This is a genomic window from Paraburkholderia sp. GAS206C (genome assembly GCF_050435645.1).
Taxonomy (GTDB): domain Bacteria; phylum Pseudomonadota; class Gammaproteobacteria; order Burkholderiales; family Burkholderiaceae; genus Paraburkholderia; species Paraburkholderia phenazinium_B.
In genome coordinates this window covers 659938-676445 of the sequence record NZ_JBNDKR010000003.1, presented here as the reverse complement: position 1 = coordinate 676445, position 16508 = coordinate 659938, and the positions used below count along the sequence as shown (strand labels likewise).

Annotated in this window: 14 protein-coding genes and 3 pseudogenes; 6 read left to right on the top strand and 11 right to left on the bottom strand. The window is 58.7% G+C overall.

The genetic code is table 11. The features are described from left to right. Window positions 1-222 precede the first annotated feature (222 nt). Complete coding sequence (locus P3T20_RS11405; protein ID WP_074265948.1) at window positions 223-981, top strand: Smr/MutS family protein; 759 nt, start codon at window positions 223-225, stop codon at window positions 979-981. A gap of 13 nt (window positions 982-994) precedes the next feature. Beyond that, window positions 995-1615 (top strand): trimeric intracellular cation channel family protein, encoded by a 621-nt coding sequence (locus P3T20_RS11400; RefSeq protein ID WP_074263633.1) that lies wholly within the window; start codon window positions 995-997, stop codon window positions 1613-1615. A gap of 32 nt (window positions 1616-1647) precedes the next feature. Here P3T20_RS11400 and P3T20_RS11395 read toward each other — a convergent pair whose 3' ends face one another. The 5 genes from P3T20_RS11395 to P3T20_RS11375 are packed head-to-tail and all read right to left on the bottom strand — an operon-like array spanning window position 1648 to window position 5502. Beyond that, window positions 1648-2409, bottom strand: coding sequence for an IclR family transcriptional regulator (locus P3T20_RS11395; protein ID WP_429286925.1), 762 nt, complete (start codon window positions 2407-2409; stop codon window positions 1648-1650). A 51-nt stretch (window positions 2410-2460) separates the two neighbouring features. After that, complete coding sequence (locus tag P3T20_RS11390) at window positions 2461-3231, bottom strand: amino acid ABC transporter ATP-binding protein (protein WP_074263632.1); 771 nt, start codon at window positions 3229-3231, stop codon at window positions 2461-2463. Next, the gene (locus P3T20_RS11385) at window positions 3228-3878 is read right to left on the bottom strand and encodes an amino acid ABC transporter permease (RefSeq protein WP_074263631.1); all 651 of its coding nucleotides are present in this window, start codon (window positions 3876-3878) and stop codon (window positions 3228-3230) included. The genes P3T20_RS11390 and P3T20_RS11385 overlap by 4 nt, the downstream gene beginning before the upstream one ends. 22 nt (window positions 3879-3900) lie before the next feature. Beyond that, window positions 3901-4617, bottom strand: a complete 717-nt coding sequence (locus tag P3T20_RS11380; RefSeq protein ID WP_074263630.1) for an amino acid ABC transporter permease — start codon at window positions 4615-4617, stop codon at window positions 3901-3903. 51 nt (window positions 4618-4668) lie between these two features. Further along, complete coding sequence (locus P3T20_RS11375; RefSeq protein WP_074263629.1) at window positions 4669-5502, bottom strand: transporter substrate-binding domain-containing protein; 834 nt, start codon at window positions 5500-5502, stop codon at window positions 4669-4671. A gap of 399 nt (window positions 5503-5901) precedes the next feature. On the opposite strand from P3T20_RS11375, the gene zwf reads away from it, so the two are divergent. Then, window positions 5902-7365: a glucose-6-phosphate dehydrogenase gene (gene zwf, locus P3T20_RS11370; RefSeq protein ID WP_217272799.1), complete on the top strand. Its 1464-nt coding sequence runs from the start codon at window positions 5902-5904 to the stop codon at window positions 7363-7365. Window positions 7366-7448: 83 nt separating this feature from the next. Here zwf and P3T20_RS11365 read toward each other — a convergent pair whose 3' ends face one another. From P3T20_RS11365 to P3T20_RS11355, 3 genes and pseudogenes are all read right to left on the bottom strand, one after another. Further along, window positions 7449-7799 (bottom strand): BON domain-containing protein, encoded by a 351-nt coding sequence (locus tag P3T20_RS11365; protein WP_074263627.1) that lies wholly within the window; start codon window positions 7797-7799, stop codon window positions 7449-7451. Window positions 7800-7864: 65 nt separating this feature from the next. After that, the gene (locus tag P3T20_RS11360) at window positions 7865-8980 is read right to left on the bottom strand and encodes a porin (RefSeq protein WP_074263626.1); all 1116 of its coding nucleotides are present in this window, start codon (window positions 8978-8980) and stop codon (window positions 7865-7867) included. Between the two features lie 1035 nt (window positions 8981-10015). Further along, a pseudogene (locus P3T20_RS11355) lies at window positions 10016-10411 on the bottom strand (IS3 family transposase); the annotation flags it as partial. A 44-nt stretch (window positions 10412-10455) separates the two neighbouring features. On the opposite strand from P3T20_RS11355, the pseudogene P3T20_RS11350 reads away from it, so the two are divergent. The 3 genes and pseudogenes from P3T20_RS11350 to P3T20_RS11340 form a co-directional block, all read left to right on the top strand. Further along, window positions 10456-10695, top strand: a pseudogene (locus P3T20_RS11350) (6-phosphogluconolactonase); the annotation flags it as partial. Beyond that, window positions 10673-12586 (top strand): annotated as a pseudogene (locus P3T20_RS11345) (bifunctional transcriptional regulator/glucokinase); the annotation flags it as partial. The pseudogenes P3T20_RS11350 and P3T20_RS11345, both read left to right, overlap by 23 nt. Before the next feature lie 341 nt (window positions 12587-12927). Next, on the top strand, window positions 12928-13188 hold the full coding sequence (locus P3T20_RS11340; RefSeq protein ID WP_074263623.1) for a hypothetical protein: 261 nt from the start codon (window positions 12928-12930) through the stop codon (window positions 13186-13188). Between the two features lie 209 nt (window positions 13189-13397). Here P3T20_RS11340 and P3T20_RS11335 read toward each other — a convergent pair whose 3' ends face one another. The 3 genes from P3T20_RS11335 to P3T20_RS11325 all read right to left on the bottom strand — a co-directional run bounded on the left by P3T20_RS11335 (window position 13398) and on the right by P3T20_RS11325 (window position 16421). Next, on the bottom strand, window positions 13398-14516 hold the full coding sequence (locus tag P3T20_RS11335; protein ID WP_074263622.1) for an ABC transporter ATP-binding protein: 1119 nt from the start codon (window positions 14514-14516) through the stop codon (window positions 13398-13400). Between the two features lie 116 nt (window positions 14517-14632). Next, complete coding sequence (locus P3T20_RS11330; RefSeq protein WP_143787468.1) at window positions 14633-15490, bottom strand: carbohydrate ABC transporter permease; 858 nt, start codon at window positions 15488-15490, stop codon at window positions 14633-14635. Then, window positions 15480-16421 carry a carbohydrate ABC transporter permease gene (locus P3T20_RS11325; RefSeq protein WP_074263620.1) on the bottom strand — a complete coding sequence of 314 codons (942 nt, stop codon included), beginning with the start codon at window positions 16419-16421 and terminating at the stop codon, window positions 15480-15482. Before P3T20_RS11325 ends, P3T20_RS11330 begins: the two co-directional genes overlap by 11 nt. Window positions 16422-16508 lie beyond the last annotated feature (87 nt).

The window sequence follows — 16508 nt, the reverse complement described above, 5'->3', positions numbered from 1 at the left end:
GCCGGCTTGATGAAGCGGCAAAGGTAAAATGGCGGCAGACCTCAGGCCTGAACGCTTACCGGATACCGCTGGCAGCATACGAAGGGCCGCGGCTGGCAAGCTGGCGGCCCTTTTGCTTTTGCGCCGTGTCGCGACCGTGCGGCCGGTTGTTTCGAGCATCAGATGCACTGCGAGACGCGCGATGGCCTCACGCGACGATCGACTTTCCACCGTATCACCGTTATGGCAAAGAATCTGCCCCACCCTAGCGAACCTAAACGCCCACGCGCGGCCGCTGTTGAGCCGACGCCCGCGCCAGTTGCGCCGCCCAAACCGGTGATCGAGCCGGCGGCTGGGCTTGCCGGTTTGGGTGCCTTGCGTGCCGCGCTGAAAGGCGATGCCGAGCGGCGTGAACGCGAGCGCGCGGCGGCGGCGCAAGCTCAGCGGGAGGCGTCGGCGGATGCCGATCTGTTCCGGCGGGAAGTGGGCGCCGTGGCACCCTTGGTGGTGCCGGCAAGGGTGCCACCGACACGCACGCCTCCATCGCCTATGCCGGTGCAGACAAAGCTGGATGAAGAGGCCGTGCTGCACGAAGCGATTTCGGATGAGTTCGATCCTGAGGTCTTGCTCGAGACCGATGAGACGCTTTCCTATTGCCGACCTGGAGTGAGTCAGGAGGTCGTACGCAAACTGAGGCGCGGGGCGTGGATCGTGCAAGCCCAACTGGATCTGCATGGAATGCGGCGCGACGAGGCACGTGAGGCGCTGGCTGAGTTTATTCGTGAGTCGGTCAAACGCGGACTGCGTTGCCTGCGCGTGATTCATGGCAAGGGGCTTGGATCTATCGGCAAGGAACCGGTGTTGAAGGGCAAAGTGCGGGCGTGGCTGGTGCAAAAGGAAGAAGTCATCGCGTTCTGCCAGGCAAGGGCGCATGACGGCGGCGCTGGCGCGGTGCTCGTGCTGCTGCAACCGGGCGCGCAGGCCGCTCACTCCAAACCGTGACAGGGCTTCATCAATGCATCCGAGGCTGACCCTCGCGCTTGGCATCATGGAGGCGCTGGCGATTTTCGCCTATGCCATCTCCGGTTTTATTGAGGCACGTACGCGACGGCTCGATGCCGTCGGAACATTTCTCGTGGCGATGGCAACGGCATTTGGCGGTGGGACCGTACGCGATGTGCTGCTGGAGCGCAGGCCGTTCTACTGGGTCGAGCATCAGCCGTACGTGATAGCGATCTTCGTGATGTCGCTGTTCGCGCCGACGTTGTTGAAGATGACGTCGAAGCTGCTGTCCGAGCGCGTACTACTGGTGGCGGATGCAATCGGGCTTGGCCTTTTTAGCATCTCCGGCACATCGTTGGCGCTCGATGCGCAGATGCCCTGGTTCACATCGGTGATGCTGGGTGTCCTGACGGGCGTGTTCGGCGGCGTGATCCGCGACGTGGTCTGCAACGAAGTGCCGCTGATTCTGCGCGATTCAAGACCCTACGCGACCTGCGCGTTTCTTGGATGCTGGCTGTATCTACTGCTCGATTACTTCAACTTCGATACGGTCTACAGCGTACTGATCGCCACCGCGTTCATCCTGCTCACGAGACTCGCCACGTTTAAGTTCAACGTACGGTTGCCGCACTGAGCCAGGTCATGCGAGAGTAACTTCACTCGCGTCTACATACGAACATAAGGCTGCGAAAGCGCTTTCGACGATCGGATCAGATCTTCCAGCATCGTGGTGCGTTTTTCCGGCGCCGTATCGCGGCTCGTCATGAAGCAAAGCGCAGCGACCGGCAGACCGGTCCGGTCGCGTATCGGCGCCGCCATGCAGTATCGAAAGGTGTGCGACAGTCCTTCGGTACAACAGTAGCCCTGTTCGGCGGCCTTTTCGACGTCCCGCAGGAAATCCCCGAATTCAACCCGGCTGCCGTTGTCGAGGACAAAGTCCTCGTCCGGAATCAGCGCGCGAATCTCGTCCGGACGCAGATGTCCGAGCAGCAGCCGGCCCGTCGCGGTCCACGGAATCGGCACTTTCACGCCGATGTCCGAGCTGATGTTGAACGGCCGCGAGCTATTCTCCGACAGCACCACGGTGTACTTGTTGCCCTCGAGCATGCACAACTGCGCGGTCTCGTCGTGGTTCCTGACGAGCGCGAGGATCGTCTGATGAGCACGGCTGATCAGATCGTTATGCACCGCGTAGTCGGCGCCGTAGTAATGCATCTCGCGACCGAAAAATACGCTACCGTCGGCCGCTATCTCGAGCCACCCCGCTTCCGTCAGAATCGTGACCAGCTCGTAAATGCTCGAGCGCGGCGCGCCAGTCGCCTCGATCAGTTCGCGCATCGTCATCGGACGGCGCGCGATATGCAATTGCTTGAGAATACCGACGACGCGGTCAACGCCTCGCGCTCTCGATGACTCTGGTGCTGACATTCCTTCAACTCCGTCGGCGATAGGGTTCGCAGTTTAGCGCACGGTGAATGGTCAATGGTCGAGCACGCGATGCAGGAACTGCCGGGTGCGATCATTCTGCGGGTTCACGAAGATATCCTCAGGCGCGCCCTGCTCCGCTATCACGCCTTTGTCCATGAACACGACGCGGTCGGCGGTTTTGCGCGCAAAGCCCATCTCGTGCGTGACGACGACCATCGTCATACCGTCGCGCGCCAAGCCGCGCATGACCTCCGTCACCTCGCCGACCAGTTCCGGGTCGAGTGCGGAAGTGGCTTCGTCGAAGAACATGATGCCCGGCTCGACCGCCAGCGCCCGGGCAATCGCCACCCGCTGCTGCTGGCCGCCGGAGAGCTGGCTCGGATAGTGATCGGCGCGATCGGCGAGGCCCACACGATCGAGGGCATCGATCGCGCGTTTGCGCGCATCCCTCTGGCTCATCTTGCGCGCCTTGATCAGCGCAAGCGTAACGTTGCCGAGCGCAGTCTTGTGGGGAAACAGGTTGAATTGCTGAAACACCATACCCACGTGCCCGCGGATTTCCTTGGCGCGACGGGCGTCGTGCAGCGGCACTTCGTTGACCCAGACTTCGCCGGCGTCGGCCGTTTCCAGACCACTCATGATGCGCAGCACCGTGCTCTTTCCGGACCCTGATGCGCCGATCAGCACGAGCACCTCACCCGGCCGCACATCCAGGTTGATCTCCTTGAGCACCTGCGTGGCACCAAAGGACTTGCTGACGCCAGTCAGATTGATGATCGGCCTGGACGCAGCAGAAGCGGTGGTAGAGGTAGTAGCGGTCATGACAACAGGCTCCTTCTTCGATCATGGTGGCGCACCCACTGCGACAGTGGGAAGCACACAACGAAATAAAGCACGGCAACGAGTCCATAGATTTCAACCGGTTTGCCTACCCGATCGACAATAGCCTGACCCGCATGCATCAATTCCGACATGCCGATCATGCTGACGATCGACGTGTCCTTGATAAGCGATAGATACTGACCAATGAGCGGCGGCATCACGATCTTTCCGGTCTGCGGCAGAACCACCGAAAAGAACGCTTGCGTCTTGCTGAGCCCGAGGATCTGCGAGACTTCCCACTGTCCTTTGGGCACGGCCTCGATGCCGGAGCGGAATATCTCGGCAATGTAGGCACCTTGATAGACGCTCAGGCCCACCACGCCTGCTGCAAAGACATCGATCGCATAGCCGAAATACGACACGCCGAAATAGATAAACATCAGCGTGATCAGCACAGGTGTACCGCGAAACAGTTCGGTATAGAGCCTGGCAATGCGCGGCGTCCCCCACGGTCCGAATGACCGCAGTACGGCTGCGAGCAGTCCAATCAGCGTTCCGCCAATAATCGACGCCACAGATAGCAGCAGTGTTGCCACCAGCCCCTGAATCAGGATCGCGAGGCTCGTGGTTAGCAATTCGCTTGACATGTCCGGTCTCCTGGTTGCGCGCTCACGTGCGATCGCTTTGTCGCGCCATAAAGAATGGGCGACGCGAGCGTTTCGTCATGACCAGCGGAGGATGGAAAACACGCGTACCGATCTGGCCTGCGATCCACGACAGCACGCCGCTCAACACCAGATAGGCGATCAACGTGATCGTGAAGGTCTGGAGATAGAGCAGCGTGCGTGCGTTGATCACCGTCGCCGTCCCGCTCAACTCCGGCAACGCAATCGCCGACAGAAGCGACGTGCCGAGCAGCAGTTGAATCAGGTTATTGACGATCGCCGGAAAAACGGCACGCGCGGCCTGCGGCAAAATCACTTCTACAAAGATCTGCGAGCGCCCCAAGCCGAGAATCGACGCAGCTTCCAGTTGACCGCGCGGCACCGACTGAATGCCCGCACGAAACACCTCGGCGAGGTATGCGCCGACGTTCACGCCCAACGCAATAACGCCCGCCGTATAGGCATTCAGCGTAACCCCGAGCGATGGCAACCCAAAGAACACGATGAATATCTGTAGCAGTACTGGCGTATTGCGGATCGCTTCGATATAGACACTTGCGATGGCGCGCAACAGTCCGACACGCGACGCGCTCGCCAGCGCGGTCAGCAAGCCGAGCAGCATCGCGAGGATGAAGGCCAGCAGCGTGATCTGAAGCGTCAGCCACGCTGCTCGAACAAAATCGTTCCAGTAACCCGCAAGGGTCAGCCATTCATAGCTCATGGTTCCTCCGTCCTTGAGACGACGTTGAGCCGACGTGGAGCACGCGCGGATTCAATACTGCGGATTCAGCGGGAAGCGCGGATCTGTGCCGAACCACTTCTTGTAAAGCTGCGCGTTCAGCTTGGAGGCGTTGGTGTTGAACAGGAACAGGTTCAGATAATCGAGCCAGACCTGATCTCCCTGCTTGACGCCGAACGCGTTGTATTCGAGCGGCACCAATGCTTCGTTGGTCACGGTCAGATCCGGATCGAGCGTTGCCTGATACGCGAGGAAGTTGTTGTCCTCGATCATGGCGTCGGCCTGGCCTTGCTTGACCGCCAGGATCGCGGCCTCCGAGCTGTCGAACTCCTGAATCTTGACCTGCATGTTCAACGAGCGCACTTCATCACCGTTCGTCGAGCCTTTGACGGTGGCAATCGTGCGATTCGACATATCGGCAATGGACTTGATGCCGCTGCTTTTCTTCACCAGCAGCGCTTCGCTCGCCACCACGTACGGATTCGTAAAGGAGATTTCCTTGGCACGCTCGAGGTTGCGGGTGAAGTTGCAGAACACCACGTCGACCTTGCTCGTTTGCAGATTCGGAATGCGATTGGCACTCGTCGTATTCACGACTTCGAGCTTGACGCCCATCTGCTTGGCCAGTTCTTTCGCGAGGTCAACGTCGTAACCGTCGGGCTGGCCATCCTTGTTGTAGAAGCCGAATGGTGCAAAGGTCAAACAGTCGCCTACGCGCAAGGTGCCGCGCTGCAGAACCTGCTTGAGCGCCGAATCAGCCGCGCCGCCCTGATCTGACTGGGCGATTTTCGTGCAGCCGGCGAATACCATCAGACCGGCCACTGCGAGCAAACACGCGACTCTTGCGCTTTCCCTGACGATTCTCATTTTTCAATCCCGATCTGAAGTGAGAAGTCCACGCATGGACGGAAACGGCGATCAGCCTAGCCTTCGCGGCGCGCTCCAATCGAGGAGCTCAAAGGCAATCGCACGCCAGAATTCATTTGTCTGGTATATCGGATAACAGTCCGACACAGCAGATGGACAGAGTGTTTCACGGGAAAAAAATCGTTGCAATGGGGTATACGCCAGCCTGACTTCACTGTGCCTCGCGGCTCCGGAATGCTCGAAGCGCGAAAGCCTCGCGCGTTTTTGGCGAATCCGCCCCGTGCTCGGGCGGCTCTTTTAACTTTTCGCCGCGTAGAATTGCTTGCTGAAATCCAGCGGGGCTTCGCCCTGGCGTATCGCCCTTTCGTTTGACGTCGCTAACCAACAAGGATCAGCACGATGGCGAAGATCTCCCCAGGAGTGGGTCCGCGGTTTCCCCAAGTAGTCGTCCTCTTCGGCGCCACCGGCGATCTGGCGCGACGCAAGCTCTTGCCCGGTTTGTTCCATCTGGCGAGTGCGGGCTTTATTCCCGGCTGCCGGGTGATTGCGGTCGCGCTCGATGACATCACGCTGGATGACTTTCGCCGTATTGCGCGGGAAGCGCTCGAAGAGTTTTCCAGTCGCCCGATCGTCGAGGCGGAATGGGAGACCTTTTCCGCGCATCTCGACTATCTGTCGCTGGCCGCAGGTGCCGAGGCGCTCAAGGTCGCGGTTGAACGCGCCGAACAAAGCCTCGAAGCTCAATGCCAGCGGCTGCACTATCTGAGCGTGCCGCCAAACGCGGCCTTGTCCGCAGTGGGGATGCTCAAGGACGCGGGACTGGTCGAGCGTTCCCGGATCATTATGGAAAAGCCGTTTGGGACCGATCTGGCAAGCTCGGTGTCGTTGAATGCCAGGCTGCACGAAGTGTTCGAAGAAGAGCAGATCTTCCGCATCGACCACTTCCTGGGGAAAGAGCCGGCGCAAAACATTCTCGCGTTCCGCTTTGCGAATGGGCTATTCGAACCTATCTGGAATCGCAACTTTATCGACCACGTGCAGATCGACGTGCCCGAGACGCTCGGGCTCGGCAAGCGCGCAGGGTTCTATGAGCAGACCGGAGCGTTTCGCGACATGGTGGTCACGCATCTGTTCCAGATTCTCGCGTTCATGGCGATGGAGCCTCCGACCTCGCTCGAACCAGCGCCGATCAGCGAGGAAAAGAACAAGGTGTTTCGCAGTATGTTGCCGATTCAACCCTCCGATGTCGTGCGAGGGCAATACACCGGTTATCGGGCCGAGGAAGGTGTTAGTCCTGAGTCGGAGACGGAGACATTCATTGCGTTGAAGTGCTCTATCGACAATTGGCGTTGGGCCGGTGTGCCGTTCTATCTCCGTACCGGGAAGCGGCTTGCTGAAGGACAACGAATCATTTCCATCGCATTTCGCGAACCGCCCAAGAGCATGTTTCCCGCTGGGTCCGGTGTCGGTTCCCAGGGACCGGATCATTTGACGTTCGACCTGGCGGATGCGTCGAAGATGTCGCTGTCGTTCTATGGCAAGCGGCCGGGTCCCGGGATGCGGCTGGACAAGCTGAGCCTGCAGTTTGCCATGCGTGACACGGGGATGATTGGCGACGTGCTTGAGGCGTACGAGCGGCTGATTCTTGATGCCATGCGAGGCGACCGTACGCTGTTCACAACCGCTGAGGGCATCGAGCGCTTGTGGCAAGTGTCGACCGCGTTGCTGGAATCTCCTCCGCCTGTCCGGTTCTATTCACCGGGGTCGTGGGGGCCGAACGCTATTCATCAGCTCGTCGCGCCGCGGGCGTGGCGGCTACCGTTCGAACGGGCCTGGCGGGATCCGAACAAGTTGGGGAGTTGAAGCGAACGCAGTCTTTGCACACGTCCGAATCGAAGCGGGCACAACCCTCTGGCATGCAGGGTTGTGCCCGGTTTCAGGCAGGCTTACTGTTCGCGGACCTGCAGTGCGTTGGTCACCGACGTCACGCCCGCTACGCCTTGAGCGGTTTGCGTAGCAATGTCGCTTTGCCCTTGATCGGACACCCGACCTTCTAACGTCACGACACCGCCGCGTGCACGGACCGTGATGTTTTCAGCGGTCAAGCCCTTCGCCTTGGCCAGTGCCTTAAGCACCTTGCGTTGCAGAGCCCGGTTGGAAGCCCTGGTCGCCTTGGCGCTCGGGGCAGCTGACATGGCGGGCGCCGCCGTCGCATCGCTGCTTTGCGCATAGGCGTTGAGCGAGGCCATTACGATGAGCGCGCCGCTGATGGCCTTGATCACCTGGAATGCTTTCATTTAGCTATCTCCTTTTATCATGATTCGTCGTGATTCCTCTCGGGTCTTATATTGACACGGGTCGATCAGAATGAGTGTTCAATACCGGCGTACACGCCGCTCTGGCTGTGACCTGGGAGCGGGTTATCCGAATTGCCCGGGAGGTTGGCTTCAAGGCTGAAGTCAGCATTGTTGCTGTTACGCACGGTAGCCACCTGGACGTCAAGCAAAGTGCGCTTCGAGAGGTTGTACGAACCGCCAATGGTGTACATCGTGGCATTGCCCGCGCCGTTGTTCGCATTGACGTGGTACACGGCTGCAATCAGCTGTGCGGCCGGCGTAGCATGCCATGTCACACCGCCGTATTCCTGGTTTGCTGTCGTCGGAATGCCAGTCGGGGCACCGCTCACCCCCGAGCTACGCAGGCCGTCATACATCGCGTTCAGCGTGAATGGTCCCAGGATCACGTTGCCGCCAGCCATATATTCGCGCGAAGAGCCCCACACGCCGTTGGTTGTGTCACCAAGGCCGCCGTTCACATTGCGAACTTCGTCATACACAGCGCGAAGCTGGAGAAGACTGTTGTTGTACTTGAGCTCCACAGCATCTGAACGGCCTTCATTGTTCAGTTGACCGCCGTTGCCCGTAGCGCCATCGTTAAAGTTCGTTGTGTTACCCAGTGAGTACTGGACGCGCGCAGCGAAGCCGCCGAAGGTTTGCGAGTCAAAATTGATGTTGTTGCTCGAAGCCTGCCAGTTGCGGCCACGTACAAGCGATGCCGACGACCACGACGACTGGGCGAACGGGTCATATGCCCACAGGTCCTCGCCATCGAGTGTCAGCTCGCGACCCAAAGTCAGGGTACCGACCTGGTTGTCCTGGATCCCAACCAATGCATAACGATTGAAGAGGTTGTTAGGGCCGCCGAGGGCGCCCGTCGCTGTGCTGAAAGAACCTTCCAGGTGGAACACCGCCGACAGGCCGCCACCCAGGTCTTCCACGCCCTTCATACCCCAGAGGCTGGTACCCCAGTCACCGCTTTCCAGTTTGACGCGAGACGTGGAACCCGTGCCAGTCGCACTAGGTATGCCGCTCATGTATTCAACGCCCGCATCCAGGCGGCCGAACAGCGTCACGCTGCTTTGAGCGTGGGCAATGACGCCAGCCGACATCAACGCAGCGGCGAGTAAAGCTTTTTTCATCGTCTCCTCCATACCTTATCAAAAAGAAAAAACAGGAAGTACTACTAATGGTGCTCGGGCACCGGAGGCGCCGAACAGACATCTCATACGAGGGAGACAGTCAGACCGATCCTGGTGTGTTGTCCTGACCATAGCCTTGGGGGCCATCTTTGCGTCACGTGGATCTTGCGTCGACCGGTCTCTCCCCCTGCGCGGCGTAGTCAAACTACTTTCAAATTACTTTCTTTTCGTACTTTGCCTACTGATTTGTCAAGAATACCTGAGACTCGGATAAAAAAATCGATGTCGGCCAGACTGGTGTGGCGAAATTGCCATATTGATCCGTGTAAGCGGATCGTCGAAAAGTGCCAGAACCTCATATAACAAGGGAATTAAAGTTCTCAGGGGCTAACGACAAGGATTGTCACTATTGACACTCAAAATCGATGAGAGTATCGCTCACTCAGCAAGAGATTAATGCAGATAATGAAATTTCGATGGGAAATTTATTCAGACAATGGCAATAATGCACAGCTCAGTAAAATAACGTAACAAACAGGTAATATGAGTAATGCTCCACCCCACCAATCCTCATATCAGGGCTTCGCTAGGCCGCGAAACACCTTTCGGGTCGCCATTTAATACGACTCGGCGAGTCCCGCAGGACCTCAATCGGGCTGGAGGCCTTATGCATAAAGGAGTTGAGATTTTTCGAAGAAAGGCAGATGTAGTTCGCAAAACACGACGCTGCCGATTGTTATCATTATAGATAAAAGTCTTTTGCTCAATATCATGATATTGACCATTTTCTGCAAAAATTCACATGGCGATGAGCGGTCACGGGCGAACAAGTAAAACCATGCAACAGACCGGCAATATAAGCAGCGATCAATTTGCTGTAGCATGCCCATTGATGCGCGTTATACGAACCTCAAATCACACCTCATCTTTGTGTGCCGTTCGTTGATGAACAGGGCAAAAGCAACACCCACATGCGCAAATTGAAATACAGAATTTCAGTTTAAACACGCCCGGTAATGGTGGAGGCTGATAGGTTTAAGTCGATATCGGTCCAGCGGAAAGATTGCCGAGTTGCAGGTCAGTAGTGTTTGCTTCAGCTTCTGCAGACGAGATATAGCCGAGCGGCTCCATCAGCCGAGGGTGGTCGAGCAAGGCCAACTATCCCGGCATCGCCAGTCCAACAGACTCACGTGTTTTTCACGGCGCACGACGATGAATCAGTTCCGCCTTCTACAGGCCGTTGATCGTTTCAGTCAGCGTGTTGTCGTCGCCGCCTTCCCGGCTGTCGATCGACAGCTCGATGCCTGCGTGGGCCGGCCGTTCGCTGTAGCTAATGTCGATGTACCAGGAACCGCTGTCGGAGCGATAGATCAGCGCTCCATCATTGCCCGCCCGGCGAGCGTGCCGCGCCGGTTCAGGTGCATCCAGAACGATTTGTTCGACTTGTTCATTGCCCCATTTGCTGAGGAGTCCAAGCCTCCACCAAACTCGAGCGGTTCAGTTTCGTAGTTGCGCGTCCCGGGTCAATGCCGCATGCGCGTGTAAGGCAGTCGATGTCCGCGCTGAGGCAAATGGGTCGTCTATTTCTGTTGATTGCGGGACCGCGCAAGCTCGGCGTGCTGAAAACCGCCGCCGCTGCGCTATAAAAAAATGCCATCTCAATGCTGGCAAACGACAACGGAGTGAGACTCGATGTCTACTGGTGTGAGAAGTAATGCTGCCCCGGGTGCGGGCCAGCACGCTGACGGACCGAGGCTGCTAGCCGACATCGGCGGCACCAACGCGCGCTTTGCGCTGGAGACAGGGCCGGGAGAGATTTGTCAGGTGCGGATCTACCCCTGTGCCGACTCTCCGGGCGTCGCCGAAGTCATCAGGAAATACCTCAAAGACTTGAGGATTGGCCGCGTAAGCCACGCGGCGATCGCGATTGCGAATCCCGTCGACGGCGACCATGTCAGCATGACCAATCACGAGTGGACCTTTTCGATTGAAGCGACACGGCGCGAGTTGGGCTTCGACACCATGCTGGTGGTCAACGACTTCGCGGCGCTGGCGATGGCATTGCCAGGCCTGACCGATACGCAACGCGTGCAGGTGGGCAGCGGCGCACGCCGCCCGAACAGCGTGATCGGACTGCTGACCCCCGGCACGGATCTCGGTGTCTGTGGCCTGATTCCCACTGCCGACCGCTGGATTGCACTCGGCAGTGAAGGCGGCCACACCACCTTCGCACCGGTTGATGAGCGCGAAGATCTGGTGCTGCAATATGCGCGCATGCAGTGGTCACATGTGTCGTTTGAGCGCGTGTCGGCGGGGCCCGGCATCGAGGTCATTTACAGGGCGCTGGCAGCACGCGACCAGAAAGGCGTGCCTGCCAACTTCGACACCGCCAACGTGGTCAAACTTGCGCTCGAGGGCGAACCGCTGGCGGCGGAATCGGTTGATGTGTTCTGCGGCATCCTCGGTACGTTCGCCGGCAACATGGCGGTGACGCTGGGCGCGCTGGGCGGCATCTACATTGGCGGCGGCGTGGTGCCGCGGCTGGGCAAATTCTTTGCGCGTTCGTCGTTCCGTGAGCGCTTCGAGGCGAAGGGCCGCTTCGAGGCGTATCTGCAGGACGTGCCGACTTACGTGATCACCGCTGAGTATTCGGCGTTCCTCGGAGTCTCGGCGATTCTGGCGGAACAGTTGTCGAATCGCCCGGGCGGAAATTCGACGGCGGTGTTCGAACGCATCCGCCAGATGCGGGACGCGTTGACGTCCGCAGAGCGGCGCGTGGCGGATCTGGCGTTGAATCATCCGCGTTCGATCATCAACGACCCGATCGTCGACATCGCACGCAAGGCCGACGTGGGCCCGTCGACGGTAATCCGTTTCTGCCGCTCGCTGGGCTGGCCGAGATTGTCCGATTTCAAGCTGAAGCTGGCGGCCGGAGTGACCGCAACGATTCCTGTGAGTCACAGCCAGGTGCATCTGGGCGACACCGTGACGGACTTTGGCGCGAAGGTATTGGACAACACGATCTCGTCGATTCTGCAGTTGCGTGAGCATTTGAACTTCGAGCATGTCGAGCGGGCAATCGAACTGTTGAGCGGTGCGCGCCGGATCGAGTTCTACGGGCTCGGCAACTCGAACATCATCGCGCAGGATGCTCACTACAAGTTCTTCCGGTTTGGCATTCCTACGATTGCTTATGGCGATCCGTACATGCAGGCGGCGTCCGCGGCGCTGCTTGGGAAGGACGACGTGATTGTTGCCGTGTCGAAGTCAGGGCGTGAGCCGGAGTTGCTACGAGTGCTGGAGGCCGCGATGCAGGCCGGAGCGCAGGTGATTGCCATTACGTCTAGCAATACGCCGTTGGCCAGGCGCGCTACCGTGGCGCTGGAGAAGGATCATATTGAGGTTCGTGAGTCGCAGCTCTCCATGGTTTCGCGAATCTTGCATCTCGTGATGATTGATATTCTTGCGGTTGGGGTGGCTATCCGGCGCGCTGTACCTGGCGAGGATGTGGCCGAGACGTTCTCCAAGGTGCGCGGTAGCGCGGATGATGATGCCATTGCAGCGCTCGATTGGCTCAGTCATGGAGCGGCTGTCTGCGCCAAGGATTCCCGCATGAAGTCGGTCCTGCAGAATGGCGTGAAGCCAGACGTGCGGCTGGAACGGGCGTGAATCAGGGAGCGCTGGGCGAACCCCATGAAGAACTGATCAAGACTCTTTCACTTTACGGCATACACTGGTGCGGTCTGCGAAGGGCCGATTGCGCCCCATTGAAACGCCCGTCCGCGAACGCTCCCAAGATTGTTGTCCCTCGAAGAATAGTAAATTCGGGTTATCAACATAAAATTCCAATAGTACGGGTATACACTCCGTTCGACTGTGCTGCGACGCGAAGTTCTGGTTCCTTCCGCAGCCTCTTCCGAACGCCGAAAATCTATTGGAGGTATCTCATGAACACCAAACTTATCGCCGCTGTCCTGATCGCGGCTTCGACCGCCATCGCCGCACCTGCTTTCGCGGGTGGCACCGGCCCTGCCGGCCCGGTTGGTTACGACTGGGGCGCTACGCCGCAAGGTCAGCAGGTACAAAAAGCCTGGGCTCAACGGGCTGAACGTCAAGCCGCCCAACGCAATGCGAACGCGGCTTACGGTGGCAGCGACAGCACGGGATCGCAATCGGGCGCACCGTCGTCCGCTGGCGAAGCTCACTGATCGCAAGCGGAGTCCCTGCCTCGCACCTGTTGGCCAAATCCGGTCGCGGCGTGTGATTGCTGTGGAGAATCCCGACCGCCTCATGTGAGTGGACTAGCGTCGATCGCATCTTTCGAAAGCGGACACTCGCAGCAGTCGCAAAAAGGCCCCATACGTCTTCCGACGCATGGGGCCTTTCTTTTCTTCGCTAAACCTACCGCGAAAAACCCTTAAGCAATCCGCTCTTCATTAGCCGGATCAAACAGCACTGCCTTGGAAACATCAAACAGCAGCGTCATGTTGCTAAGCGGTTGCGGATTCGAAGCCGGATGCACGCGGCTCACCACGCGCTTACCGTTGACCTGAGCAAACACCAAAGTGTCGGGCCCGGTAGGCTCGATCACATCGACCTTGACCTCGATCGGCTGCAACTGCGCATCTTCGACATTATGCGCACTGCGAGCATCCGTAATCCGCTCAGGCCGCAGACCCAGGATAACTTCCTTGCCGACCTGCGCCTTAACCTTGGCCGACGTAAACGGCAGATTCAGCACGCTACGCTTGATGCCGGTATCGATCTCAACGCCCACACCCGATCCTTGCTCAACCAGCTTGCCCTGGATGAAGTTCATCGGCGGCGCGCCAATAAACCCGGCTACGAAGAGGTTGGAAGGCGAATCGTAGATGTCCTGCGGCGCGCCAAACTGCTGCACCACCCCATCTTTCATGACCGCGATCCGATCGCCCAGCGTCATAGCTTCGATCTGATCGTGCGTCACATAAACGATGGTCGTCCCAAGACGCTGATGCAGCAGCTTGATTTCCGAGCGCATCTCAATCCGCAGCTTGGCATCCAGATTAGACAGCGGCTCATCGAACAGGAACATCACCGGGTCGCGCGCCAGCGCACGTCCCATCGCCACACGCTGCCGCTGACCACCGGAGAGTTGCCCCGGCTTCCGGTCCAGCAAATGCTGAATCTGCAGCATGCTGGAAACCCGATCGACAATCTGCGCCTGCTCCGTCTTGGGCACCTTGCGGATACCCAGGCCGAACGAAATATTTTCACGCACCGTCATCGACGGATACAGTGCATACGACTGAAACACCATCGCGATGTCGCGATCCTTCGGCGACAGGTTGTTCACCGTCTTGCCGTCGATCTGAATATCGCCCTTCGTCACGGTCTCGAGACCGGCGATCATGTTGAGCAGCGTCGACTTACCGCAGCCCGAGCCGCCCACCAGGATCAGGAACTGGCCATCTTCGATGTCGATGTTGACACCCTTCAGGACCGGCACCCCATTCGGGTAGGTCTTGTACACGTCACGGATGGAAAGACTTGCCATGCTGTGAATCCTCTTGTCTCTGGTACAGCTTCAGCTGCGTCACACTCAGGCGGCGCAGGCCGGATGCCGGTTCGCACCGCAGCCGCCAGGTAGCGCGCTGCGGCAATCGTTTTGGGTTAGCCCTTCACTGCGCCTGCCGTCAGGCCACGCACGAAGTATCGGCCGGCGATGATGTAGACGAGCAACGTAGGCAGTGCGGCAATAATGGCGCCTGCCATGTCGACGTTGTATTCCTTCACACCGGTCGACGTATTGACGAGATTGTTCAGCGCCACCGTGATCGGCATCGAATCGACACCCGAGAACACGATACCGAACAGGAAGTCATTCCAGATCTGCGTGAATTGCCAGATCAGGCAGACCATGAAAATCGGCAACGAAACCGGCAGCAGAATCTTCGAGAAGATCAGGAAGAAGCCTGCCCCGTCGATACGCGCCGCTTTCACGAGTTCCGCCGGAATGCTGACGTAGAAGTTGCGGAAGAACATCGTCGTGAACGCAATCCCGTACACCACGTGCACCAGCACCAGTCCGCCCACCGTGTTCGACAGGCCCATGAAGCCTTCGAAACGCGCCATCGGCAACAGGATGGCCTGGAACGGAATGAAGCAGCCCACCAGCAACATCGTGAACAGGATGTCCGCGCCACGGAAGCGCCAGTGCGTCAGCACGTAACCGTTGAAGGCGCCGATGATCGACGAAATCAGCACGGCCGGAATCACCATGCGCACCGAGTTCATGAAGAACGGTTCCATACCGTCGCAACGCACGCCGGTACATGCCTGGCTCCACGCCTTGATCCACGGCGCGAAAGTCGGATGCGACGGCGGCGTCAGCAGGTTGCCGGTGCGCAGCTGATCGATGTCCTTGAACGACGTGGACAGCATCACGTAAAGCGGAAACAGGAAGTACAACGCAAACAGAATCAGCGCCGCATAAATGACGGCACGGCTGATCGTCATCTTAGGCTGCATTACGCGTGCTCCTCGATTCCATATACATCAGCGGCACGAGCACGGCCACGACGGTCGCGAGCATCATCATCGACGATGCAGCGCCGACGCCCAGTTGCCCGCGGTTAAACGAAAACGTGTACATGAACATCGCCGGCAGCGACGACGAGGTACCCGGGCCACCCGCCGTCAACGCGACGACGAGGTCGAAGGTCTTGATCGTGATGTGGCAGAGAATCAGCAGCACCGAGAAAAACACCGGGCGCATGCTCGGAATCACGATCTTGCGGTAGATGGTGGGCAGCGTCGCGCCATCCACCTGTGCCGCCTTGAAAATTTCCGCATCCACGCCGCGCAGGCCGGCGAGGAACAGCGCCATCACGAAGCCAGTGGACTGCCAGACGGCCGCGATCACGATACAGAAAATCGCGCGGTCCGGATTGTCGAGCCAGTCGAACTGGAAGCTCGTCCAACCCCAGTCGTGAAGCACCTTTTGCATGCCAAGATTGGGGTTGAGAATCCATTGCCATGCCGTGCCGGTCACGATGAACGACAGCGCCATTGGATACAGGAACACGGCGCGCAATGCACCTTCGTTACGGATGCGCTGATCCAGCAGGATCGCAAGGAACAGCCCGAGCGCAACGCAGATCGCAATGAACGGAATGCCGAACCAGCCGAGGTTAGCGGCCGAAGTCCACCAGACGTCGTTATCGAACAGCTCGCGATAACGGTCGAGGCCGACGAATTCGTAGCGCGGCATCAATCGCGAATTCGACAGCGACAGATAGCCGGTAATAAAAATGAAGCCGTAAACGAAGACCAGACTGATCACGATGCTGGGAGAAAGCACCAGCTTCGGAATCCAGCGGTCGGCGAGCGCCGCCATTGGCGACGTGCGGCGGGTCGCGGTGGCCGTGGCCTTTCCGTTTCCGCTAAGAGAAGCAGTCACTACTCGACTCCTGAAACTGTGCCGCCGGGAGCAGCGCGGCGAGCGCGCGACACTGGGCTGGCATAGGCTGTGACTCTGGGTACATCT